Source organism: Bacillus sp. NPDC057893, from assembly GCF_042796455.1.
Lineage (GTDB): Bacteria > Bacillota > Bacilli > Bacillales > Bacillaceae_G > Bacillus_A.
In genome coordinates, this window is the sequence record NZ_JBHVNG010000002.1 from 751,688 (window position 1) to 775,293 (window position 23,606).

The window sequence follows — 23,606 nt, forward strand, 5'->3', positions numbered from 1 at the left end:
CAGTACGACTTTAGCTTCAACACTTATCGAAAGCGAAGAGGTAAAGTTAGACTAGAAAATAGCTGTTTGTAAAAGCCACTTTGATTAAAGTTTCACTTTATGTAGCGGGGAAATTTGGACCATCAAGCTTTGGATTACCAGTCTCAGGTTTGTTTTGTTGTTTGTTTTGCTTTTTATTTTTTTCGTTTTTATTTTTTGCCATCGTAATACACCTCCTTTTTGTATTGTTACCATTTCTAAAAATGGCATACTAAATGATTTCTTTGACGAATATCAACTAGTTTTGTCATGTGAGAAGGAGTAATCAATCAATCGGCGAAATTACATGACAAAGGAAAGGCAAAGAAGGGGGCGTTTTAAATATGGCGATGGTTCAGAAGGAAGATGTTATGAAAAAAATGGATCAAATGTTAAGTTCTCTCGATTTGCTGGAAATGAATATTGGGATTAGAATGAATCATGCATTAAAGGATAAAGGTGAAAAAATATGCAATAAGATAGAAATAACAGAAATGCATATAGAACATATGGAAAATAAATTAGTGCATCACGAAGAAAAAGGGAGCTGGGTAAAGACATTTCAAAACGTCGTAGTGAGTGCATAATAAGGTGGGAACAAAATGGGATATGAAGCATTAATCCAGTCCTCGGAGAAGTTAATGCAGTATAATGATGAAGCGAATGTGAACAAAAGAGAAATGGTTGAATATGATTTTTATAAGGATATGAAGCCATTTGTTGATATTGTAGATGCGGAGTTAGAGATGTGGAAAGAATTAGCTTATAGGTGGATAAAGGAAGAACGACCTAAGTATATACATGTACAACAAATTGATCAAGTGTATGATAATTTACAAACTAATGTGCTACAATGTTTTGTTAATAAGGGAAAAGGTAAACGTTTCTTTGAAACACATCAGGCTATTTCGTATACTTTGCAAAATATCGTAGATCAATGTAAGTAACAAGAGGGAAAACCCTCTTGTTTTTTTATGCCTCTGTCACTGTTGTAGGTTTTGTTGCACCGTTTATTTCTAACTCTCGTATTAATGTTCGGTAATCTGATATGCATACTTTTCCTTCAAGATAACAATGTCTCGCAAAGTCTAACAGTTCATTCGAATTTTCTGTGTAATACCCCTTTTTTTGAGAAAACGCTTGTTTTAAATCCCCTAATACCATGTTGATTCCTCCCCAATGAGAATCTTCTTCCTTATTATCATAGCATGGAAGGGTTTACTTTCTAATTTTTTTAAAAATTTAAACTTCCGACAAAAAAAGACAGATACTCCGTCACACATTTTATTTTATAGGTACATATTCTATATGTAGAAACTTATGCGAAGGAGGAGAGAATGCATGTTTCAACAACCTAATGTATATCAGCAAGCAAATCCATATGCACAGCAAAATATGTACCAATATAATGAGGATACATATTTACGATATAATATGTATCCTTTCGAGCCTCATTATGGAAACCAAAATTATTATCAACCATTTGAAGTGTCGTTTGGGAATCAACCGCAACAAGCGTATACGAATCAACCGCAGCAACCGCATATGAATCAGTCGCAACAAGCGTATACGAATCAACCACAGCAACCGTACATGGATCAGTCGCAACAACCACATATGAATCAACCGCAACAACCGCATATGAGTCAGCCGCAGCAAATGTATACGAATCAACCACAGCAAGCGTATATGAATTCACAAAACTACATGTCACCAGCTCAATATGTAAATCAACAAGCTATGTTTTATCCACCAAAACAACCATATCCAACGATGAATAAACAAAAGCAACAGCAACAGCAACCAAGTCAGTTTTCTAGTTTTGTTTCACAATTTAAATCATCAGATGGTAACTACGATGTAAATAAAATGATGAACACAGCTGGACAAATGATGAACGCGATGAATCAAGTAACAGGAATTGTTAAGCAAGTCGGGGGCTTTTTTGGTAAATAATAGTAGGGGGTTGTCTATAATAGGTATTACGTATGAAATTGGATACTAGACAAATTTCCATGAAATAAATGGGTGTATATAACAAGCGTCTTTACCTCTTTTCTCATATTGTAAAGTGTAGTCAGATTTTTTTAAATGAGAGAGGAGAGAAAAAACTATGCATCATTGTCATCCTTGCTTTGGAGGGCATAAGCCTGTAGGACCTATTTGTACAACTGCTCCTGTCATTCATCCGACAAAACAATGCGTAACACATTCTTTTTCAACAACGGTGGTGCCACACGTTTTCCCAACGCATACAACACACGTACATCATCAGCAAATTCAAAATCAAAGCTTCTTCCCACAAACAAACTCGAACGTAAATGTTGTAGACCCTGGTGATCCAGGATTTGTTGGTGGATTTGGCGGCGGGTGTGGACCATGTGGTCATGGCCACCACCACCACGGGCATCAAATATCTCCATTTGGACCAGGACCGAATGTATCCCCATTTGGACCAGGACCGAATGTGTCACCGTTTGGACCGAATGTAGGACCAAATGTTGGTGGAATGTTTAAAAGGTAAATGATATGTTAGAACTAGCGAAATGCTAGTTCTTTTTTTGTAATTGGAGTGTTGATATGAAGGTCGTTGCTGTAACAGGGTATAAGCCATTTGAACTTGGAATATTTAAAAATGATCACCCAGGAGTAGAGTGGATAAAAAAGTTGTTGCGTCGTAAATTAACTGCTTTTGTAGAAGAAGGTTTGGAATGGGTTATTATTAGCGGCCAGTTAGGAGTAGAGCTATGGGCTGCTGAAGTTGTTTTTGAAATTCAAATAGAATATCCAGATTTAAAATTAGCGGTATTTACTCCTTTTTTAGAACAAGAAGAAAATTGGAAGGAAGATAACCGTGAATATTACGAATTTATTCTTTCGCAAGCAGATCACATTGATAGTATTACGAAACGGAAGTACGAAAGCCCAGAGCAATTTAAATTAAAGAATCAATTTTTTATTGAAAAAAGCGATGCACTTTTAGCTGTATATGATGAAGAAAAGCCTGGGAGCCCTAAATATATTGTAGAAGCAGCTAAGAAAAAAGGAGAAATAGAAAATTATCACAGTTATTTCATTCTTTTTTCTGATTTACAAGATATAATGGAAGAGGAACAGTGGAATAATGCAGAGTAATATGTAATATAGTACTCGTATATTTGATTGACAAAAGGCATTGTTTCTGAAAAAATTTAGTTAATGAAAGCTTTGGCAAAAATTTGAGGTGAAGAAAATGATTTCGGATAAAATTAAATTAACAGCGAAAGATATTTTAGAAAAAGAATTTAAAACAGGTATGAGAGGTTATCAACAAGAAGAAGTAGATAAGTTTCTTGATATGATTATTAAAGATTATGAAGCGTTTCATAAGGAATTTGATCAATTAAAACAACAAAATGCTCGTTTGAAACGTGAATTAGAAGAGCAGAAAGTAGCGGCAACACAAGTTCCGCAGCAACCAGTACAAACACCAGCTGCACAACCAGTATATAACAATACGAATACGGATATTTTAAAACGTCTATCTAATTTAGAAAAAGCTGTATTTGGAAGTAAGTTATACGAATAAATTAAGGTAACAAAAAGATTAAAGCATTTTACATAGAAAAAAACATTGCAAAATCTTTTTGTTTCCACTATACTAATGGATGTCATAACGTTTGGGTAATCGCTGCAACGCCAACGTTGTAGAGGAAAGTCCATGCTCGCACAGCCTGAGATGGTTGTAGTGTTCGTGCCTAGCCAAGTCATAAGCTAGGGTATTCTGGCTGTGAGGCTGGTTTAACGGCAGGGAAAAAACCTAAGTCCTTTCGGATATGGTTTGACTACCTTTAAAGTGCCACAGTGACGAAGTCCTTGAAGAAATGATAGGAGTGGAACGAGGTAAACCCCACGAGCGAGAAACCCAAATAATGGTAGGGGAATCTTTTCCAAGGAAATGAACGATGGGAAAGGACAGGTTTTCATTAACCTGTAGATAGATGATTACCACCGGAGTACGAGGCGTGGGCCGTTTGCAGTACAAAGGAACAGAACATGGCTTACAGAACGTTATGAACCAACTATGAAATAACTCAGCTCTCCTTTGTTAGAGGAGGGCTTTTTATTTGTATGAAGTTATAAATTGTGAGTTAAAATGGTAAATGAGAATATTCTTCGTAATATGTGATAATTAATAGGACAACATGTTATTAATTATTGTTTGATTATACATAAGAGGTGAATGCAAATGGGAAAAGTTACTTTAATTGCAACAGCGGCAATGGGTATTGAAGCGTTAGTTGCCCGAGAAGTTCGCGATCTTGGTTATGAATGTGAAGTGGAAAACGGAAAGGTGACGTTTGAAGCGGATGAAAAAGCGATTTGTCGTACGAATTTATGGTTACGTACTGCAGACCGTGTGAAAATTAAAGTCGGCGAATTTAAAGCAACAACATTCGATGAGTTATTTGAAAAAACAAAAGCGTTAAACTGGGGAGATTATATTCCAGAGAACGGAGAATTCCCTGTTATTGGGAAATCTTTAAAATCAACATTATTTAGCGTTTCAGACTGCCAACGTATTGTTAAAAAGGCTGTTGTTGAAAAATTAAAAACAACGTATAGACGCACAACTTGGTTTGAAGAAGATGGTCCGTTATTCCGTATTGAAATTGCAATGCTCAAGGATATTGCAACGTTAACAATCGATGCGAGTGGTGTAGGTCTTCATAAACGTGGATACCGTCTTGAGCAAGGTGAAGCGCCTTTAAAAGAAACATTAGCTGCGTCTTTAATTAAGTTAACAAACTGGAAGCCGGATCGTCCTTTCGTTGATCCTTTCTGTGGATCTGGTACAATTCCGATTGAAGCTGCATTAATTGGACAAAATATCGCACCAGGATTTAACAGAGGCTTTGCATCGGATGAATGGGGCTGGGTTGGTAAACAAAATTGGCGCGAAGCTCGTCAAGAAGCTGAAGATTTAGCAAATTATAATCAACCATTGCAAATCATTGGATCAGATATCGATCACCGTATGATAAGAGTTGCCCAAGATAACGCAGATGAAGTTGGATTAGGGGATCTTATATCATTTAAACAAATGCAAGTAAAAGATTTCACGACAAAAGAGGAATATGGCTATGTTGTAACGAATCCTCCATACGGAGAACGTTTAAGTGAAAGAGCGCTTGTTGAAAAATTATATAAAGAAACGGGAGAGGTATTCCGCCCATTAGATACGTGGTCAATGTATTTATTAACAAGTTATGAAGCATTTGAGAAGTGTTACGGAAAAGATGCATCGAAAAAGCGTAAACTGTTTAACGGATTTATCCGTACAGATTACTATCAATACTTCGGAAAACGTCCACCGCGTAATTCATAGTATAAAACTCCTCCAGCGCGCATATACTGGCTATTATGTAATGCGTAAAGGAGGAAGTGGTATGGATAGTTTCCAATTATCAATGATTCAAAAAGCTATTCACCGTACGTATGATGAGCTCGGAAAAGAAGTGGATAGTCAAGGTGCGATTGTAGATGAAATACAAAAAGCGCAGGAAGAATATTTGTCAGCTCTTTCACATGAAACAGCGATTGATAAACGGTATTTAAAGTCATTAATATAGAAAAAAATTTTCCTTTTTCGAAAGGGAAATTTTTTTTCGTGTATTTCTATGTATTGCAACAGGGGAAAGTGGCTGCACACATGTGAGTAGCAGTTGCTATATCTTTTTATAGAAAAACTGTTTGGTTGGAGGCTAAGGATGTTTACTGAGAATAGGTTACCATTTGAAGTAGGAAAACAAGATAATTTTTATGATAAGTTGAATGAGTGGATTGGAGATGTGTTTTACGACATTCTTCCGGAAAAAGGCTTTGAAGAGCGTGATGAACAGATTTTTATGGCGTTTCAGTTAGAGCGCGCTTTCCAAGAGAAGAAAGTTATGTTTGCAGAAGCAGGTGTAGGAACAGGGAAAACAATTGTATATCTTCTATATGCAATTTGTTATGCACGTTATACAGGGAAGCCAGCTATTATCGCTTGTGCAGATGAAACGTTAATTGAGCAGCTTGTGAAAGAAGAAGGAGACATTGCTAAGTTATCTGAAGCATTAGGGCTATCTGTTGATGTTAGACTTGCAAAATCAATGGATAATTATTTATGTTTGCGTAAACTTGAAGATGTTATGAGTGGACGAGCTCCAGAAGTAATTGAAGATGTATATTACGAATTACCTCAGTTCGTATTCGATCATGGTACGATGCAGAACTTTACTCACTATGGTGATAGAAAAGAATTTCCACTGTTAAATGACGAGGAATGGTCAAAGGTAAACTGGGATTACTTCCAAGATTGCTTCACTTGTGATTCTCGTCATCGTTGTGGTCAAACACTTTCTCGTGAACATTATCGTAAAGCTGCAGATTTAATTATTTGTTCTCAAGATTTCTATATGGATCATATTTGGACATATGATGCACGTAAACGTGAAGGGCAAATTCCGTTATTACCAGAAAGTAGCTGCGTTGTATTCGATGAAGGACATCTTGTAGAGTATGCAGCTCAAAAAGCTTTAACGTACCGTTTAAAACAAACGATGATGGAGCAACTTTTAACGAGATTATTACAAAACGATATTCGTGAAGAGTTCGCACATTTAGTAGAAGAAACAATTTGGCAAACTGAACAATTCTTTGGGGTACTACAAGAGAATAAAAAGGAAATTGAAGGTTCTGATCGTTTAGAAATTACTGTGACAGAAAAGGTAACTGCAGAAGCGAAAAGACTTTATGCGAAAATCGGTGAAGTCGGTGATGCATTAGTATTTGAAAGTGAAATGCATACAGTAAACACATACGATTTAAATATTGTTGATGAGCATTTAGATGTGTTAGAGCATTCACTTCGTCTTTTCATGCACGAGAAAAATGTAATTACGTGGGGTGAAGAAAGTGATGGTGCTTTCACGTTAGTTATTATGCCACGTGCAGTTGAAGAAGTGTTACAAGAAAAAGTATTCTCGAAGAAAATTCCGTACATTTTCTCATCTGCAACATTATCGGATAACGATTCGTTCGCATTTACAGCAAATAGTCTAGGGGTAAAAGATTATTTATCATTCTCAGTTGCCTCACCGTTTGATTATGAAGAGCAAATGGCAGTAAACTTACTATCGCATACGAAAGAAAATGAATGGGAAAGAAAGTGTCAATATACACTTGAAAATATCCAGAAAACAAATGGACGTACGCTTGTATTATTCCGTACAATGCAAGAACTTGCAGCGTTCAAAGAGTATGTAAGTAAAGAGCAAATGTCGGTTCCGTTCTTATATGAAGGGGATCAGGAAATTAGTCAGCTCGTTTCTCGTTTCCAAAATGAAGAAGAGACTGTACTTTGTGCTGTGCATTTATGGGAAGGTTTAGATATTCCTGGTTCATCATTATCACACGTTATTATTTGGTCATTACCATTCCCTCCAAACGATCCTGTGTTTGAAGCGAAACGTAAACATGTAAATGATCCGTTCTGGGATGTAGATGTGCCTTATATGATTTTACGTCTTCGTCAAGGAATTGGACGTTTAATTCGTACAAGTGAAGATAAAGGTGCTATATCATTATTCTTATCAGATAATGAAGATGAAAAAGTGATAGAAGCAGTGAAGAAAGTGCTTCCGGTAGAAGGAAAAGTACTTTAAGCGAAAAAATGTTGTAGGGAAAAGTTTGGCACTTGCCAAGCTTTTTTTCTATTAGAAAAGGAATTTATGTTTTAATGTCGAAATAAGGTTGAGGTAGAAAAAGGAGGTTTTTTATACTATGACAGTTGCTACATATGAAGTAGAAAAACAATTTTTAACATATGTGAAGAAGATAGAGAATTACGGAGAAGCATTAAGCTTAATGTTTTGGGATTTAAGAACAGGTGCACCAAAGCAAGGAGTAGACCAGCGTTCAGAAGTAATTGGAATGCTTTCATCCGAAGTGTTTGCGATGTCGACTTCAGATGAGATGGGGAACTATTTAACTGAACTAGAATCTTTAATTGTTGAAAATAAACTTTCTGAAACGACAAAGAAAATGGTTGAAGAGTGTCGGAAAGAATATGATAGAAATAAGAAAATTCCACAAGCGGAATATGAAGCGTATGTGAAATTAGAAGCGAAAGCGGAAAGTGTATGGGAAGAAGCTCGCGAAAAATCTGACTTCGAAATGTTCCGTCCGTATTTAGAAAAAATTGTTGAATTCAAAAAGAAGTTTATTACATATTGGGGTTACGAAACGTACAAATATAACACGCTATTAGACATGTATGAGCCGGGAATCACAGTAGAAGTGTTAGATCATGTATTTGGTCAACTGCGTGAACGTATCGTTCCGCTTGTGAAAGAAATTTCTGAGTCTAAAAAAGAATTAAAAACAAATGCTTTAGCTGAACATTTTTCAAAAGAAAAACAAAAGAATTTTACTTTAGAGTTATTAAAACAATTGAACTATAACTTTGAAGCGGGTCGTCTTGATGAAACGGTACATCCTTTTGAAATTACATTAAATAGAGGGGATGTTCGTATTACGACTCGTTACGATGAGAAAGACTTCCGTATGGCTGTTTTCGGCACGATTCATGAATGTGGTCATGCTGTATATGAGCAAAATGTTGCAGAGGAACTAGAAGGAACACCGCTTTGCAGTGGAACATCAATGGGAATTCACGAGTCACAATCGTTATTCTTTGAAAACTTCATTGGCCGTAATAAGTCGTTCTGGAAGAAAAACTATGATTTGTTAAAGCGATATAGTGACGGTCAATTTGACGGCGTATCAGTAGACGAGTTTTATGATGCGATTAATGAGTCAAAACCATCCTTTATCCGTATAGAAGCAGATGAACTTACATATCCGCTTCATGTTATGGTTCGCTATGAGCTGGAGAAAGAATTATTTGATGGCACACTGCAAGTAAAAGACTTACCAGCGGCATGGAATGATAAGATGGAAACTTATTTAGGTATTCGTCCAGAGAATGACGCACAAGGTGTATTACAAGATGTTCACTGGGCTGGTGGTTCGTTTGGATATTTCCCATCTTATGCGCTTGGTTATATGTATGCAGCGCAATTTAAACAAAGGATGCTAAAGGATATTCCAAACTTTGATGCATTACTAGAAGAAGGAAACGTGACGCCAATTCGTGAATGGTTAACAGAGAATATTCACCAATACGGCAAAACGAAAAAACCACTTGAAATTTTAAAAGATGTGACAGGTGAAGGTTTAAATGCAAACTACTTAGCTGATTATTTAGAAGCTAAATATAAAGAGATTTATGAGTTATAAAACAGGAGCTGCTTAATTGCAGCTCTTTTTTATGAGGGAGTGAGAGAAATGGGCTATATGTTTACAGTAATGTCGCAAACGGAAGCGGAAGAAATTGCATACAACTGGCATTATGAAGGGGAGTATTCTTTTTATGATATAGAGGCAGATCAAGAAGATTTAGTGGAGTTTTTAAATGCTCATATGAGAGGAAATACTACATTTGTCGTGAAAGAAAACGATAGTATAATTGGCTTCTTTAGTTTTGGTAAAATAAATAATCAAACGATTGATATAGGGCTTGGAATGAGACCTGATATAACAGGAAATGGATTAGGTTTACAGTTCGTAAAAGCTGGGTTAGATTTTAGTAAAGAAAAATATAAATGTGACTATATAACATTATCAGTAGCGGCATTTAACGAAAGGGCAATCAAAGTATATAAAAAAGCAGGGTTCGAAGCAGTTGGAACGTTTATTCAGAAAACAAATGGTAGTTGTTTTGAGTTTCTGAAAATGAATTATATATGTAAAAATGATTAAGAAACAGAAGGGGGCTTCTGTTTTTTTATTTTGATGTAGAAATAAATGATTTTTGTTTTTGTACTTGTTGTAATTAGAAGTTTTGAAATTTTGGAAGAGGGTGTGTATGATTGAAGTTTAGTAGCAAATAGCAAGTTTAGTAAGGAGAGGTAGTATGATTACAATTAAAACGAAAAATGAAATAGATTTGATGCATGAATCTGGGAAGTTACTAGCTTCTTGTCATAGAGAAATTGCAAAAATGATGAAACCAGGTATCACTACACAAGAAATCGATACGTTTGTTGAAGCATATTTAGAAAAGCATGGTGCCAGGTCCGAACAGAAAGGGTATAACGATTATCCATACGCAATATGTGCATCTGTGAACAATGAAATGTGTCATGGGTTTCCAACAGATGTTCCTTTAAGTGAAGAAGATATTGTGACAATTGACATGGTAGTAAACTTAAATGGTGCGCTCTCGGATTCTGCATGGACGTATATAGTTGGAGATATTTCTGATGAAGCAAAAAGGTTATTGTTAGTAGCAGAGAGTGCTTTATATAAAGGAATTGAGCAAGCGATAAGTGGTAACCATGTTGGAGATATTGGATACGCAATTGAAAGTTATGTAGCTTCTGAAGGGTTTTCTGTTGCAAGAGACTTTACTGGACATGGAATTGGTAAAGAAATTCATGAGGAACCAGCAATTTTTCATTTTGGTAAGCCAAGGCAAGGGCCAGAATTACAAGAAGGAATGGTAATTACAATTGAACCTATTGTAAATGCCGGTATGCGATATTCTAAAGTAGATTTAAACGGATGGACTGCACGGACGATGGATGGAAAATTATCTGCACAATATGAGCATACAATTGCGATTACGAAGGATGGGCCTATCATATTAACGACGTTGTAATATGATAGGTAAGAGTTTGTAAAAATCGAACGAAAACGGTGTTTTCATAAAATTTGTACGTGTTTTTACGATAAATGCTTTTCAAAGTGAAAAAAGTGCGTTATAATCCTTCTATAAATAAATAAGTTAGCTACACTCATATAATCGCGGGGATATGGCCTGCAAGTTTCTACCGAAGTACCGTAAATACTTTGACTATGAGTGAGGACGAATATATTTGCTTGTTTAGCATTCTTTTTTGCGAAACTCCAAAAGCACGTCTCTCACTTGTAACGAGTGGTGGCGGCTTTTGGAGTTTTTTATTTGCATAAGAGGAGGAACTAACATGAAAGTATTACAAGAAAAGATTTTGAACGAAGGAAAGGTTTTATCTGGTGATGTATTAAAGGTAGATGCATTTTTAAATCATCAAATTGATCCAGTACTTATGCAAGAAATCGGAAAAGAATTTGCTAAGCGTTTTAAAGAAGAGAACATTACAAAAATCGTAACGATTGAATCTTCAGGCATTGCACCAGCGGTTATGGCTGCTTTAGAGCTTGGTGTAAAAGTAGTTTTTGCAAGAAAGCGTAAATCGTTAACGTTACAAGATAATATGTATGTTGCGAAAGTATACTCATTTACAAAACAAGAAACGAACGAGATTTCATTATCTCGAAATCATATCGATGAAAATGATCATGTACTAATTATTGATGACTTTTTAGCAAATGGTCAGGCTGCTTTAGGTTTAATGAGCTTAGTAGAGCAAGCCGAAGCAAGTATTGCGGGAATTGGCATTGTTATTGAAAAAGCATTTCAAGATGGAGGAAAGAAGCTGCGTGAACAGGGTGTTCGTGTTGAATCACTAGCAGAAATTGCATCACTTGATAACGGCACAGTTACATTTGTACAGCAAGAAACTGCGGAGGTGAAATAAGCGATGAAGCAACATCCATTTAAAATCGCATCGCTAGGTATGCAGCATATGCTTGCTATGTATGCGGGTGCAATTATCGTTCCACTTATTGTGGGCGGCGGACTTGGCTTAAATCAAAAAGAGTTAACATATTTAGTCTCAATTGATTTATTAATGTGCGGCGTTGCAACAATTTTACAAGCATTATCAAATCGCTTTTTCGGTATTGGACTTCCAGTTGTACTAGGTTGTACATTTACAGCGGTTGGGCCGATGATTGCAATTGGGAAACAATACGGCGTGTCTTCTATTTATGGAGCAATTATTGCTGCCGGTTTGTTTGTTGTTATTTTTGCGAAATTATTTGGAAAGCTTGTAAAATTATTTCCCCCTGTCGTAACAGGGTCTGTTGTTACCGTAATTGGAGTTACACTTGTTCCAGCAGCGATTAATGATATGGCTGGCGGAGTAGGAAGCAAAGATTTCGGAAGTCTTGAAAACTTAGCGTTAGCATTTGGAGTATTATTATTTATTATCATTATGTATCGTTTCTTTGACGGATTTATCCGTTCAATCTCTATTTTACTAGGTCTTTTGTTCGGTACAATCGTTGCAGCTTTTATGGGGAAAGTAAGTTTGCAAGCGGTTGGAGAGGCTGATTGGTTTCATGGTATTCAGCCATTTTACTTCGGTACACCAACATTTGAATTAACGCCAATTATTACGATGATTCTCGTTGCTTGCGTAGGGATTGTGGAAGCAACAGGTGTATATTTTGCATTATCTGATATTTGCAATAAAAAGATTGGTGAAAAAGAATTAACAAAAGGATATCGTGCAGAAGGATTAGCGATGGTGTTAGGTGGTATTTTCAACGCATTTCCATATACAACATACTCTCAAAACGTAGGACTTGTTCAATTAACTGGAGTTAGAAATCGCGTTATTATTTATACTTGCGGCGGTATGTTAATTGTTCTTGGGTTCATTCCAAAAATCGCAGCTATTACAACAATCATTCCGAAATCAGTACTTGGTGGTGCAATGCTCGCAATGTTCGGTATGGTTATGGCGTATGGCATTAAAATGTTAAGTAGTGTTGATTTTGGTAAACAAGAAAATTTATTAATTGTTGCATGTTCTGTCGGAATCGGACTTGGTGTTACAGTCGTTCCAACTTTATTCTCACAGCTTCCTGAAAACATTCGAATTTTAACAGATAACGGGATTGTACTTGGAAGTGCATCAGCAGTACTTTTAAATATTGTATTTAATATGGTGCCGCAGCGTAAAGTGAAAGAAGAGCCAGTTCCGATGCAAAATGCAGTAAGAGAAGCATAGAAAAGCAAGGTCTCATTAGGAGACCTTGCTTTTCTTTTTAAGTGGCATCATTTTACCGTACGTACCAAGGCGCCAAATGTACTCAAGTGGCCCGTATTGGTAACGTGAAAGCCACCAACGGCTAATAAAAATTTGTAATATGTAGAAGCTAATGCAAAATAGTGGTCCCACCCATAATGGAGCAGGATAATAATTTTTGAACACTAGACCGAATACAAGTAATGTAATAATTGTATGTGAGATGTAATTTGTTAACGCCATTCGTCCAACGTATTGGAATGGACGTAATAATGCTTGCCATTTTTCTTTTTGTAATAAGCGCATCAGCGTGAAAATGTAGAAGATGAATAATGTTTTCCCGCTAAACATTGTAAAGGCCTGCATATAAAATGGTTCATAAGATGGTTTTGATAAGAAGTAACGGACCATGAAGAACCACATTGGTAATGTCAAAATGAACATAATGATTTGCCATTTTTTAAGCTTTGGATCTAACTCTTTCGTGCGGCGGAAAATATCTTTTTTGCCGGCGTATAAACCAAGTAAAAATAGTCCAACTGTTTCTGGGAGCATGAATACATTTAGTCCAATTCCTTCAGAATAAAATGCATGGAAACGATTTTGTATTTGTGACACCCAGTCTTCAAGTGGCATGATCGGTAAGGAAAACCCTAACTCTGCCTTTGGTACTAATGCAACCACTATACTAGCGATTAGCATGAAAAATTGAAAAATACTTAGTAAAACTAATGCCCAAATCAAAATAGTACGAGGTTCTCTCTTATAAAATAACAATAAGAAAAATCCAGCGATTGCATAACTATGTAAGATGTCTCCGTCCCATAAAAGAACGTAATGCAAGAAACCAAATAATAATAAAATGAGCAAGCGGCGAACAAATAAAGTTTTCGGACGATCTGTTTTCGCCTCAGCACGATTCATAAAGATATAAAAACCTAATCCGAATAAAAATGAAAAAATAGTATAAAACTTCGTTTGAATAAACATGTCATAAAATAAGCGAATATAGCTGTCTAATCCATCATAAACGCCGGAAATGTCCCGAGAATCAACACCAGCGATAACTGGCCAGTTAACAAGAAAAATACCGAGTACAGCTATTCCTCTAATAATATCAATTGAGTGTATCCTCTCGCCTTGCGTGAGATTTTGTGTCATTATTTTCCTCCTTGTTAAGTAATTCCCTTTTATTATACAAAATGTAAAGGAGAGGGTATATAGGTTATTTCCAATTTTTAAAACTGTTAAGATGTGTATTATGAGATATAATAAGAGTGCACAGCAAGTTTTAAACTTCTTTAAAACAGGCAGTAAAGCTCCTTTTCCCGAAGGAGCTTTCTTTTTTAGAAAATTGTTGATAATGATTCTCTTTAATGATAAAATGTATTCAAAAGTGATAATCATTATCAAAAAAGGTTGGTGTGTTAATATGGTGTATGCACTTGTTGCAGGAACGATTGCTATATATGTTGGTGTTACAAAGTATGTATTAAATGGAGTAGGAACAACAAAATGAATAATATTACATAAAATCCCTTTCATTTGTAAAAAGAATGAAAGGGATTTTTTATTTTTGATGTGAATATGCTGAAAATTTAGTATGATAATAAAGTGAAACTTTAATCAGCGGGGAGGTCTATCCCTCACTGATTATTAGCCTGCACGAAACGGGTTTTTACTGCCCACAAATAGCGGGATAAAGTATATACATCTTGGATAAAGGGGAACAAGGGGATGACAAACATAGTACAGACAAACGGTATGAAAAAACTTGTTTGTTTTTATGAAGAGTGGCAAAAAAACGGCGATGTAGAGAATAGTTTGAAGTTGTTTGAAGTGATTCAAAAATATAAACAAGAGCAGCTTATGCTAGCTTTTTGTGGTCATTTTTCTGCTGGGAAATCGACAATGATGAATCACCTATATAAAGCGCAATTATTACCGACAAGTCCGATTCCAACGAGTGCTAACGTTGTTAAAATTGAAAGAGGATCTGATCGCGTAGTTGTAACGATTAAGTCTGGAGAACAGTATGAATATGACGGCGCATATTCAGCAGAAGAATTAAAACAAATATGTAAAGACGGTGATGAAGTAATTGGTGTTCATATTTATCGAAATGATGCGCCAATTCCTGATGGGGTTATGTTAGTTGATACGCCCGGAATTGATTCTACGGATGATGCCCACCAATTAGCGACAGAATCAACACTGCATCTAGCAGATGTTATTTTCTATATGATGGATTATAACCATGTCCAATCAGAGGTTAACTTACAATTTGTTAAAGAATTGAAACAACGTAATAAAACGGTTTATCTCGTTGTAAACCAAATAGATAAACATAAAGCAAATGAGTTATCGTTTGAAGAGTATAGAGATAGTGTAAAACAGTCTTTTTCTAACTGGGATATTGAAGTAGATGGGATTTTTTATACATCATTGCGAATGATGAACCATCCATACAATGAAATTCAAAGTTTAGAAGCATTAATCTTTTCTATCATGAAAGAAAAAGAGCAGTATGTAAGAAAGGGAATGGAGCGAGAAACAGAATATTTACTGCAAGAACATTGTTCGTTTATTCTTTCTGAAAATGAAAAATATCTCATGAAATATGAAGAAGAATTAACATCACCATTGTCACTTTCAGAGATAGTTGAAAAAAAGGAAGAGTTAACTGAAAATAAAAATCGCGTGGCTAGTAAAGAATCTGATGTGAGAAATGAATTTATAAAAGGTTTACAAGCCATATTAGATAACGCGTATTTAATGCCATTTGAAATGAGAGAATTGGCAAATAAATATTTAGAAACGAAATTAACGAAGTTTAAAGTTGGTTTGTTATTTGCGAAAGGCAAGACGGAGCAAGAAAAACAGAGACGTGTAGATGCTTTTTATTCTGCTCTTCAAAAGACTGTTGAAACGCAACTTGATTTTCATGTGAAAGAATTTATTGTAGCCTTCTTAAAAGAAGAAGGGTTATTTACAGAAGAAATAGGGAAAGACATATATGCGTTAGAGATTGCTTTCGGACCGGAAGTGTTGGCTGAAACAATTAAACAAGGGGCTGGATTTACCGGTGATTACTTACTTCTTTATACTGCTGACGTTGCAAATGAGTTAAAGAAAAGATACTTTATGAAATCTCAGCAAATCTTTGGGAAAAGTACGGGTATATTGCAGAAGAAAGTGAAGATAGAGATTGCTCGTATTGAAGAAGAGATTGAAAAATACACGATGTTACAAACAGCCAAAGAAACAAAACTACAATACATTAAGACATATGAGGAATATGAGAGCTATTTAGGAGATATTTGGAATGAACATGTTTCTATACCAGATGGATTGCAAATAGACGAAATATTACAAAGTAAAAAACAAGTTGTTAGTGAGAAGTTTACACTACAAGAGCAAGAAATTGTAAATGATAACGTAGCGGCTAGTGAAGAAGAGATTAAAGGAACGAAAGTTTTAAATATTCAGCGTATATTAGAAAAAGTGAAGAAAGCTGAAACGATATTAGATCCATTGCCTACACTGAAACATTTACAGCAAGAAGTAGTTGGAAAAAGACAGCGTGTAGAAACGAAGCAATTTACAGTAGCGTTATTTGGAGCTTTTAGTGCTGGAAAATCATCATTTGCTAACGCATTGCTCGGTGAAAAGGTACTTCCTGTATCGCCAAACCCAACGACAGCAACAATAAATCAAATTTTGCCAGTTACAGAAGAGAAACCACATGGAACGGTAATTGTCCAGTTTAAGTCAGAGCAAGCGCTGTTAGAAGATATGAAAGCTGTTTATAAAATGTTTCACTATGAAATTGCCACATTGGAAGAAGCGTTAACGCAAATTGATAAAATTATGAAATATCCTTCACCAAGCGGGAAGCAAAAAACAACATTTAGCTTTTTACGAGCGGTACAAAAAGGATATGAGGCAGTTGCTGATCATTTAGGGGAACAAGTACAAGTTACGTTAGAGGAGTTCTCTGATTATGTAGCTAATGAAGAAAAATCATGCTTTGTTGAGTATATGGAGCTTTATTATGATTGTGCTTTAACAAGGCAAGGAGTAGCTCTTGTAGATACACCAGGGGCGGATTCTATTAACGCGCGCCATACGGATGTTGCATTCCAGTATATTAAAAACGCAGATGCTATTTTATTCGTAACATACTATAATCATGTTTTCTCTCGTGCAGATCGTGAATTTTTAATTCAGCTCGGTCGTGTAAAGGATACATTTGCACTTGATAAAATGTTCTTCTTAATAAATGCTGCCGATTTAGCACAATCCGAAGAAGAACTTGAAATGGTAAAAGGCTATATTGCGGATCAACTCTTGCAATACGGTATTAGAAATCCACGTTTATTTGCAATTTCAAGTTTATGTGCGCTTGAAGAAAAGCAAGGGAAAAGTATTGATAAAGAAAAATATGGTATTTTACAAAACTCTGGGATTGCTAAGTTTGAAGAATCATTTACGTCCTTTATGATGAGGGATTTAATGCTTGTATCTGTGCATGCTTTATATGGTGCATTGCAAGGAGCGAATCAGCTTCTTGTAAATATGATAAATGGCGCGAAGCAGGGAAATGATGAGAAAGAGAAGCAAACAAAAAAATATGAAGCAGAGCGTGATCAGCTACTTCATATTATTTCATCATATAGTGTACTTGCTGAAGAGCAAGCAATGCAAAATGAAGTGAAAGAATTGCTTTACTATGTACACCAACGTCTATTTTTACGCTATAACGATGTGTTTACTGAATTTATTAATCCGGCTTCGTTACGAACAGATGGAAATGTGAAAATGCAGTTGCAACAATGTGTAATGGAATTAGTTTCATTTATTCAACATGATTTATTACAAGAAATGCGTGCGACATCATTACGTCTTGAAAAATGGATAGATGAAGCGATGAAGTGTGCAAAGAATGAAATTGTTGTGAATTGCAAAGTGGAAAATGAATCGATTTCTCTGGGTGGAACAGTGGATTATGAATATAAAGTTATTACACATAAAGAGCCGTTTCCTTCAATAGAAATAAAAGATTTTAAAAAGGCACTAGCACATTTTAAAAATGAGAAAAGCTTTTTTGAAAAAAATGATAAAGCTTTTATGCAAGAAGACGCTAAAGGAGTGTTAGAACCTTTCGTATCAAACTATGTAGTTGATGAAGAAGATTTATTCGTTCATCATTATAAGCAAGAGTGGGATGCAAAATGGAAGCTACTCCAAAAAGTGATGCAGCAAGATGTTGAGAATTATTATGAAAGTATATTATTCGCTTTAGCTGAAACAATTGATGTATCACTATACGAACAAAGTAAAGAAGAGCTACAAAAGCAGTTAGTAGAAATTGAAAAAGAAATTTATATTAAATAGCTGTTATGAAAAAAAGATTCGTTCAATTTTCTTTTGTAGTACAGTATCTAAAGATTTTACAAACCCTGCAAACTCATCAGTAGAAATCATATGGGTAAGAACTAAGCGTCTGCCGTCTGGTGTTTCACCGCATAAGACGAATGAAGAAAACTCATACGTTTTGTTTTCTACTACTAATTTTGGATAGGAATATGTGTCGCTCTTCTTTTTCTTTCCATCAATAGAGATGACGTTGCATTTTTTCTCATTGTTGTCCATGGTGAATCCCTCCTTTCTATTATCTATGGTAGACAAGGGGGGTTTAGAACAATAGAGAAGGAGGAATTTTTATGGATGTTGTATTAGATCGTGTTTCCAAAGATAATGTGCCAAAGTCTTTACTCTTGCTTGCTGATCCAAGCGAGCGACAAATTGCTACATATATACAGAGAGGAATGATATATGTAGCCAAAGTAGAGGGGAAAGTGGTTGGTGTATATGTGCTTTTGGAAACAAGACCAAAGACAATGGAAATTATGAATATTGCGGTTGTAGAACATATGCAAGGAAAAGGTATTGGTAAGGGGTTATTGTTGCATGCAATAGAAAAAGCTAAAGAATATAATATGTACAAGCTTGAAGTTGGTACAGGTAATTCTAGTATTTCACAACTTGCGTTATATCAAAAATGTGGATTTCGTATTTTTTCTATTGATTTTGATTACTTTTCAAAGCATTATGAAGAAGAGATTATTGAAAATGGAATTGTATGTCGTGATATGATTCGGCTTGCAATGAAATTAAACAAATAAGTATAAATTATTTAGGGGGAAGAGAAGATGGAAGTACATAAAGCAATTACAGCACATTCTCGTAAACAAAATGAGATTGTAAAAATATTTTTACAATTAGATGCGCAACGCGAAGCAGCGATTGAGGCTGCGATCGCACTTGCATCAAATGGAAAACATTTCTCAGTTGATGCAATTAATATGGTAACAAAGCAAATTAATGACCTTGCAAAACGCGGCGTTGCGCCGCAGCGTAAACTTGTTACAACAGATATGGTTATGGAGTATGTAGGTCGCGTGAACGAGAAAGAAGGGCGTTAAGGATGATTGTTACAGTCGAATGGTTGCGTGAGCATTTAGAAGATGAACATGTCCGTATAGTCGATTGTCGTTTTGATTTAGCGAATCCAAATTGGGGTAAAGAGAAGTATGAGGAAGAACATATTCCTCATGCGTTATATTTTGATTTAAATTTAGATTTATCAAGTTCTGTAATAGAGCATGGTGGTCGCCATCCATTACCAAATATAGAGCAGTTTGCAGACAAGCTTTCACAAGCCGGGATTGATGAACATACGACAGTGATTGCGTATGACAGTCAAGCTGGTGCAAATGCTTCTCGTTTATGGTGGTTAATAAACTATGTAGGACATGAGAAAGTATATATACTAGATGGTGGCTTTCCTGCTTGGAAAGAGAATGGATTACATACAACAACGGAAATTCCTGTTGTTGCACGAAAAACATTCAAAGCAAACATACAAGATAATATGCTTGTAACGATGGAAACGGTCAAAGCGAATATTCATGCAGGTGCAGATATTACGTTAATTGATTCTAGAGAGCCAAAACGTTATGCTGGTGAAGAAGAGCTTGTTGATCCGAAGGCAGGACATATTCCGACAGCAGTAAACTGTTTTTGGAAGGATGGAATTCTAGAATCAGGACAATTTAAAAATGAAGCCCAGCAACAAGAACGTTTCAAAACTCTTTCGAAAGATAAGGAAACAATTGTATATTGTGGCTCTGGTGTTACAGCATGTCCAAATATAGTTGCATTAAAATTAGCTGGTTTTCAAAATATTAAATTGTATGCAGGTAGCTGGAGTGATTGGATTTCTTATCCAGAAAATCAAATTGCAAAAGAAGAAGATTAATCACTTGCATGCAAAAATAATTTGTATTAAAATAAGGTCACAAGCAAGAGATTGCTTCAAAAATATTATATTTTACACATTGGAAACAATGTGATAATATAACGACAAGTAAATAATACATCCTGCGGTGTGCGTAACTTATTTATGTCTAAAACCGATGTTAGTTTTACGGAAGCTCAATATTTAGTGACCATTATCAAGCCTTCCTTGTGGAGGAAGATATACGGTAACTGTGAGGGCATCCACCTGCGAGTAGCGGGTTTTTGGACATTTACGAGGGACGGCACTTGCGGGGGTCTTATTTCAACTAACATTATATAAAATTCCTACGGTGTACGTAGCTTGTGTATGTCTTAAACCAATAAGTATAATATGGAAGTTCAATATTTAAATGTAGATAGCAGGCCATCTTTTTAAGAAGGAAGTTACAAACATTTGTGAGAACATCCACCTGTGAGAGCAGGTTTATGGACATCTATAGATAACGGCATATGTGGGACTATATAAAAAACCTTACGTTTTATACGTAAGGTTTTTTTGTTGAATAAATATGCTCATGTTATCTCGATTTACCTGTAAAGTTCCCATAATAAATATAGCACTTGCGGTCTTCATCAATTTCTCTTGAATCTAGGGTGAATTCCAAATGTATTCCATCCCGTTGAATATATATAATATCTGAATGGAGAGAGGGTAAGGTTTCCTCGTAATTCCACACATCTTTACTTTCTGTCATAATTGAACTTGTAAGGAAAAGTTTCCATACAAAGTGTTGACATCTATTTTAAATAAGAGTAACATTTTCTATGTAATTAAAATAAGTCTCTGTTAGGTGAGGCTCCTGTATAGAGAAATGCTACTGCCCAAAAATGTCGAGAGACGCCAATGGGTCAACAGGAATGATCGAATTAAGGTTTTTCTTAACGTAGCTGGTAATGAACCTATGCTATACAGTGCTAAAACTCGGCGAGGGAGAGGTCCGTAGATTTCTAATTATATTAGGAATCGCTTATTTGTGTATGCAATGACCTTTGCTCTCTTATGAGTAAGGGTCTTTTTTGTTAGCAAGCTATGAGTAATTTCATAGTATAGATTATAACTAAAAAATAAACGAGGAGGTGAGGAGCATGTCAAATTCTGACTCGGTTCCGTTACCCATATGCTTCAAATCAAAAATATATGATGTAGGCAGGAAACGACTTGTTCCTCCCTCTATATTTATCATGATGTAGCGGTCATTCGAGTATTTGAGCGCTAGACATTTTCACGGTAAAGTGGATAAATCGAGAAACAAAGCGTTTCTTCCTATGTTATAAAGGAGGAGACGATAATATGTTATATGCAAACAAAACTGTGGGTAACACGTCATATAAACTAAGTAAAAAATCAATAAAAGAACAAATAATGCTCCAAAAAAATAAAGATTTATTAATTGAAATTGCAACGAGAGATGTAAAATCTGTATTTGCGTATTTTAAAACAACAAGAGACGGACTATCTGTGAAAGAAGCACAAAAACGTATTCAAGTATACGGCCGAAATGAATTAATTTCAAAAAGAGCGCTTCTTGCAGAAGTGATGATAAAGCTAAGTGGAATGATTCCAGGTCTTTCTAAACAAAATGTACGTGATGAATTACAATGTGAAACAGTTACTGTTTCTAGAGTAGAAGCCTCTAGCGTAACAGGGTTAAACAGTGAATTAAAAATGATGAAATTGCCAGTACAAGAGCTTGTACCTGGAGATATGATCTTTCTTGCAGAAGGTGAGATAGTACCGGCAGATGTACGTATTATTTATGCAAATGATTTATTAGTAAATGAATCTGTGCTGACAGGAAACGATGCGAGTATTGAGAAATTTGAAAGTTGCTATCATATTGAACGTAAACGATTTATTCCATTAAAACGGATGAAAGACTATAATCCACTGGAGCTTGAAAATGTTTGTTTCAAAGGTACGTATATTGTTGGTGGCAATGCAAAGGCTGTCGTTGTTTCGACAGGTAAGAATACGTATTCAGGAATACTTCATACTTGTTGTGGTAGAACGTCTTAATGTGTTAATGATGCTAAATATACAAAAACAATGTATAATAGACAAAGTTGAGCAAAAACGTAGAATGGTAATCTATTTATGTAACCTTACGTGATAACGTGAGGTTATTATTTTTTGTTAGTAGGAGAGGAATTATGAAAAAAGTATTATTAGTTGATGGTATGGCACTATTATTTCGTGCTTTTTACGCAACAAGTGTATATGGACAATTTATGAAACGACAAGATGGTACCCCGACGAATGGGATTCATGGTTATATGAAGCATTTATTAACAGCAACACAAGCAATTAAACCAACGCACATTGTAACGTGCTGGGATATGGGAAGTACGACATTTAGAACGGAATCGTTCTCGAATTATAAAGCGAATCGTGCAGCACCGCCAGAGGAATTAATTCCGCAATTTGATTTAGTGCAAGAAATGACTGCGAAACTATCTATGCCTGTCATCGGTATGAAAGGTTACGAAGCGGATGATTGTATCGGTACGCTTGCAAAACAATATTGCAATGAAGCGGAAGTTTATATTTTGACAGGTGATACAGATTTACTTCAACTTGTTGATACGAATGTTACAGTTATGCTTCTTCGTAAAGGAATTGGAAATTACGAGTATTACACACCGGAAAAAATCATGGAAGAGAAAGGTGTAGAACCTTGGCAAATCGTGCATGCGAAAGCTTTCATGGGAGATACAAGTGATAATTATCCAGGTGTAAAAGGTATTGGTGAAAAAACAGCGTATAAGCTTATTCAAGAATACGGCACAGTATCGGCAGTACTAGAAAATATAGCATCATTAACGAAAGCGCAGCGCACAAAAATTGAAAGTGATCTAGAGAATTTAAATATCTCTTTACAATTAGCGCAAATTCATTGTGAAGTTCCAATTACATGCTCGTTAGAAGAAGGGTTACACACAATGGATGAAGAAAAACTACGATTCGTTTGTAACGAAATGAATTGGGGAAGACCTGAAATATTAATAAACATGTTATAAATACTAGAAAGACCGATTTAGAATGAATCGGTCTTTCTTTTTTTGTTCACAAAGTTGTCAGAAAATAGACGGAATTTTCATGTGAAGTTCAAATGGAATTCACAACAATCAATTATTATAAGTCTACACAGATAATTACTTATCTTTTAAATAAACCATCCTTTGATAAGTTATTTGTAATCGTTAAGGAGGAAACTAACA

At 35.5% G+C, this 23,606-nt stretch carries 25 protein-coding genes, 3 other RNA genes and 2 riboswitches; of the genes, 24 read left to right on the forward strand and 4 right to left on the reverse strand.

Annotated elements, in window-relative coordinates; all coding sequences use genetic code 11:
• Positions 1-97: 97 nt before the first annotated feature.
• The gene (locus ACFVQC_RS12575; RefSeq protein ID WP_377891536.1) at positions 98-244 is read right to left on the reverse strand and encodes a phage portal protein; all 147 of its coding nucleotides are present in this window, start codon (positions 242-244) and stop codon (positions 98-100) included.
• 118 nt (positions 245-362) lie between these two features.
• On the opposite strand from ACFVQC_RS12575, the gene ACFVQC_RS12580 reads away from it, so the two are divergent.
• Both ACFVQC_RS12580 and ACFVQC_RS12585 read left to right on the forward strand, forming a co-directional pair.
• Positions 363-605, forward strand: coding sequence for a hypothetical protein (locus ACFVQC_RS12580; protein WP_002117753.1), 243 nt, complete (start codon positions 363-365; stop codon positions 603-605).
• A gap of 15 nt (positions 606-620) precedes the next feature.
• On the forward strand, positions 621-965 hold the full coding sequence (locus ACFVQC_RS12585) for a YppE family protein (protein ID WP_377891462.1): 345 nt from the start codon (positions 621-623) through the stop codon (positions 963-965).
• A 25-nt stretch (positions 966-990) separates the two neighbouring features.
• On the opposite strand, the gene ACFVQC_RS12590 is transcribed toward ACFVQC_RS12585, so the two are convergent.
• Positions 991-1,182 (reverse strand): YppF family protein, encoded by a 192-nt coding sequence (locus ACFVQC_RS12590; RefSeq protein WP_002030817.1) that lies wholly within the window; start codon positions 1,180-1,182, stop codon positions 991-993.
• A 177-nt stretch (positions 1,183-1,359) separates the two neighbouring features.
• On the opposite strand from ACFVQC_RS12590, the gene ACFVQC_RS12595 reads away from it, so the two are divergent.
• The 13 genes from ACFVQC_RS12595 to pbuX all read left to right on the forward strand — a co-directional run bounded on the left by ACFVQC_RS12595 (position 1,360) and on the right by pbuX (position 13,004).
• Complete coding sequence (locus tag ACFVQC_RS12595; RefSeq protein WP_377891460.1) at positions 1,360-1,974, forward strand: YppG family protein; 615 nt, start codon at positions 1,360-1,362, stop codon at positions 1,972-1,974.
• 157 nt (positions 1,975-2,131) lie between these two features.
• Positions 2,132-2,542: a CotD family spore coat protein gene (locus ACFVQC_RS12600; RefSeq protein ID WP_002149285.1), complete on the forward strand. Its 411-nt coding sequence runs from the start codon at positions 2,132-2,134 to the stop codon at positions 2,540-2,542.
• A 56-nt stretch (positions 2,543-2,598) separates the two neighbouring features.
• Positions 2,599-3,153, forward strand: a complete 555-nt coding sequence (locus tag ACFVQC_RS12605; protein WP_002149284.1) for an SLOG family protein — start codon at positions 2,599-2,601, stop codon at positions 3,151-3,153.
• A gap of 97 nt (positions 3,154-3,250) precedes the next feature.
• Positions 3,251-3,586 carry a cell division regulator GpsB gene (gene gpsB / locus ACFVQC_RS12610; RefSeq protein ID WP_377891455.1) on the forward strand — a complete coding sequence of 112 codons (336 nt, stop codon included), beginning with the start codon at positions 3,251-3,253 and terminating at the stop codon, positions 3,584-3,586.
• A gap of 87 nt (positions 3,587-3,673) precedes the next feature.
• Positions 3,674-4,066, forward strand: an RNA gene (gene rnpB, locus ACFVQC_RS12615) — RNase P RNA component class B.
• 180 nt (positions 4,067-4,246) lie between these two features.
• The gene (locus ACFVQC_RS12620) at positions 4,247-5,386 is read left to right on the forward strand and encodes a THUMP domain-containing class I SAM-dependent RNA methyltransferase (RefSeq protein WP_002149278.1); all 1,140 of its coding nucleotides are present in this window, start codon (positions 4,247-4,249) and stop codon (positions 5,384-5,386) included.
• A 61-nt stretch (positions 5,387-5,447) separates the two neighbouring features.
• Positions 5,448-5,630, forward strand: coding sequence for a DUF3921 domain-containing protein (locus ACFVQC_RS12625; protein WP_000376895.1), 183 nt, complete (start codon positions 5,448-5,450; stop codon positions 5,628-5,630).
• A gap of 138 nt (positions 5,631-5,768) precedes the next feature.
• Positions 5,769-7,706 carry an ATP-dependent DNA helicase gene (locus ACFVQC_RS12630; RefSeq protein ID WP_002158552.1) on the forward strand — a complete coding sequence of 646 codons (1,938 nt, stop codon included), beginning with the start codon at positions 5,769-5,771 and terminating at the stop codon, positions 7,704-7,706.
• 118 nt (positions 7,707-7,824) lie between these two features.
• Entirely contained in the window at positions 7,825-9,342 is a 1,518-nt protein-coding gene (gene ypwA / locus ACFVQC_RS12635; RefSeq protein WP_002202592.1) for a carboxypeptidase, read from the forward strand.
• Between the two features lie 48 nt (positions 9,343-9,390).
• Complete coding sequence (locus tag ACFVQC_RS12640; RefSeq protein WP_002201111.1) at positions 9,391-9,864, forward strand: GNAT family N-acetyltransferase; 474 nt, start codon at positions 9,391-9,393, stop codon at positions 9,862-9,864.
• A gap of 154 nt (positions 9,865-10,018) precedes the next feature.
• On the forward strand, positions 10,019-10,765 hold the full coding sequence (locus ACFVQC_RS12645; RefSeq protein WP_002149273.1) for a type I methionyl aminopeptidase: 747 nt from the start codon (positions 10,019-10,021) through the stop codon (positions 10,763-10,765).
• Between the two features lie 116 nt (positions 10,766-10,881).
• Positions 10,882-10,983, forward strand: a riboswitch (purine riboswitch).
• Positions 10,984-11,090: 107 nt separating this feature from the next.
• Positions 11,091-11,684: a xanthine phosphoribosyltransferase gene (locus ACFVQC_RS12650; RefSeq protein ID WP_377891448.1), complete on the forward strand. Its 594-nt coding sequence runs from the start codon at positions 11,091-11,093 to the stop codon at positions 11,682-11,684.
• A 3-nt stretch (positions 11,685-11,687) separates the two neighbouring features.
• Positions 11,688-13,004 (forward strand): xanthine permease PbuX, encoded by a 1,317-nt coding sequence (gene pbuX, locus ACFVQC_RS12655; RefSeq protein ID WP_377891446.1) that lies wholly within the window; start codon positions 11,688-11,690, stop codon positions 13,002-13,004.
• Between the two features lie 15 nt (positions 13,005-13,019).
• Here the strand turns inward: pbuX and ACFVQC_RS12660 are convergent, their stop codons facing one another.
• The gene (locus tag ACFVQC_RS12660; RefSeq protein ID WP_377898433.1) at positions 13,020-14,183 is read right to left on the reverse strand and encodes a DUF418 domain-containing protein; all 1,164 of its coding nucleotides are present in this window, start codon (positions 14,181-14,183) and stop codon (positions 13,020-13,022) included.
• A gap of 100 nt (positions 14,184-14,283) precedes the next feature.
• On the opposite strand from ACFVQC_RS12660, the gene ACFVQC_RS12665 reads away from it, so the two are divergent.
• Both ACFVQC_RS12665 and ACFVQC_RS12670 read left to right on the forward strand, forming a co-directional pair.
• Complete coding sequence (locus tag ACFVQC_RS12665) at positions 14,284-14,541, forward strand: hypothetical protein (RefSeq protein WP_002149265.1); 258 nt, start codon at positions 14,284-14,286, stop codon at positions 14,539-14,541.
• Between the two features lie 218 nt (positions 14,542-14,759).
• On the forward strand, positions 14,760-18,419 hold the full coding sequence (locus ACFVQC_RS12670) for a dynamin family protein (RefSeq protein ID WP_377898434.1): 3,660 nt from the start codon (positions 14,760-14,762) through the stop codon (positions 18,417-18,419).
• A 3-nt stretch (positions 18,420-18,422) separates the two neighbouring features.
• Here the strand turns inward: ACFVQC_RS12670 and ACFVQC_RS12675 are convergent, their stop codons facing one another.
• The gene (locus ACFVQC_RS12675; RefSeq protein WP_000369740.1) at positions 18,423-18,677 is read right to left on the reverse strand and encodes a DUF3931 domain-containing protein; all 255 of its coding nucleotides are present in this window, start codon (positions 18,675-18,677) and stop codon (positions 18,423-18,425) included.
• A 71-nt stretch (positions 18,678-18,748) separates the two neighbouring features.
• Between ACFVQC_RS12675 and ACFVQC_RS12680 the strand changes: the two genes are divergently transcribed.
• From ACFVQC_RS12680 to ACFVQC_RS12710, 7 genes are all read left to right on the forward strand, one after another.
• Positions 18,749-19,210 carry a GNAT family N-acetyltransferase gene (locus tag ACFVQC_RS12680; RefSeq protein WP_377898435.1) on the forward strand — a complete coding sequence of 154 codons (462 nt, stop codon included), beginning with the start codon at positions 18,749-18,751 and terminating at the stop codon, positions 19,208-19,210.
• A 27-nt stretch (positions 19,211-19,237) separates the two neighbouring features.
• On the forward strand, positions 19,238-19,510 hold the full coding sequence (locus ACFVQC_RS12685) for a DUF2533 family protein (protein WP_002149260.1): 273 nt from the start codon (positions 19,238-19,240) through the stop codon (positions 19,508-19,510).
• Positions 19,511-19,512: 2 nt separating this feature from the next.
• Positions 19,513-20,346, forward strand: a complete 834-nt coding sequence (locus ACFVQC_RS12690) for a sulfurtransferase (RefSeq protein WP_377891437.1) — start codon at positions 19,513-19,515, stop codon at positions 20,344-20,346.
• Positions 20,347-20,462: 116 nt separating this feature from the next.
• Positions 20,463-20,645, forward strand: a non-coding RNA gene (gene ssrS / locus ACFVQC_RS12695) — 6S RNA.
• Between the two features lie 21 nt (positions 20,646-20,666).
• Positions 20,667-20,850: non-coding RNA, 6S RNA (ssrS, locus tag ACFVQC_RS12700), on the forward strand.
• A 313-nt stretch (positions 20,851-21,163) separates the two neighbouring features.
• Positions 21,164-21,329: riboswitch (M-box (ykoK) riboswitch) on the forward strand.
• Between the two features lie 349 nt (positions 21,330-21,678).
• Positions 21,679-22,404, forward strand: a complete 726-nt coding sequence (locus ACFVQC_RS12705) for a P-type ATPase actuator domain-containing protein (RefSeq protein ID WP_377891435.1) — start codon at positions 21,679-21,681, stop codon at positions 22,402-22,404.
• Between the two features lie 134 nt (positions 22,405-22,538).
• Positions 22,539-23,405, forward strand: a complete 867-nt coding sequence (locus ACFVQC_RS12710) for a 5'-3' exonuclease (protein WP_377891433.1) — start codon at positions 22,539-22,541, stop codon at positions 23,403-23,405.
• The last annotated feature ends 201 nt before the right edge of the window (positions 23,406-23,606 follow it).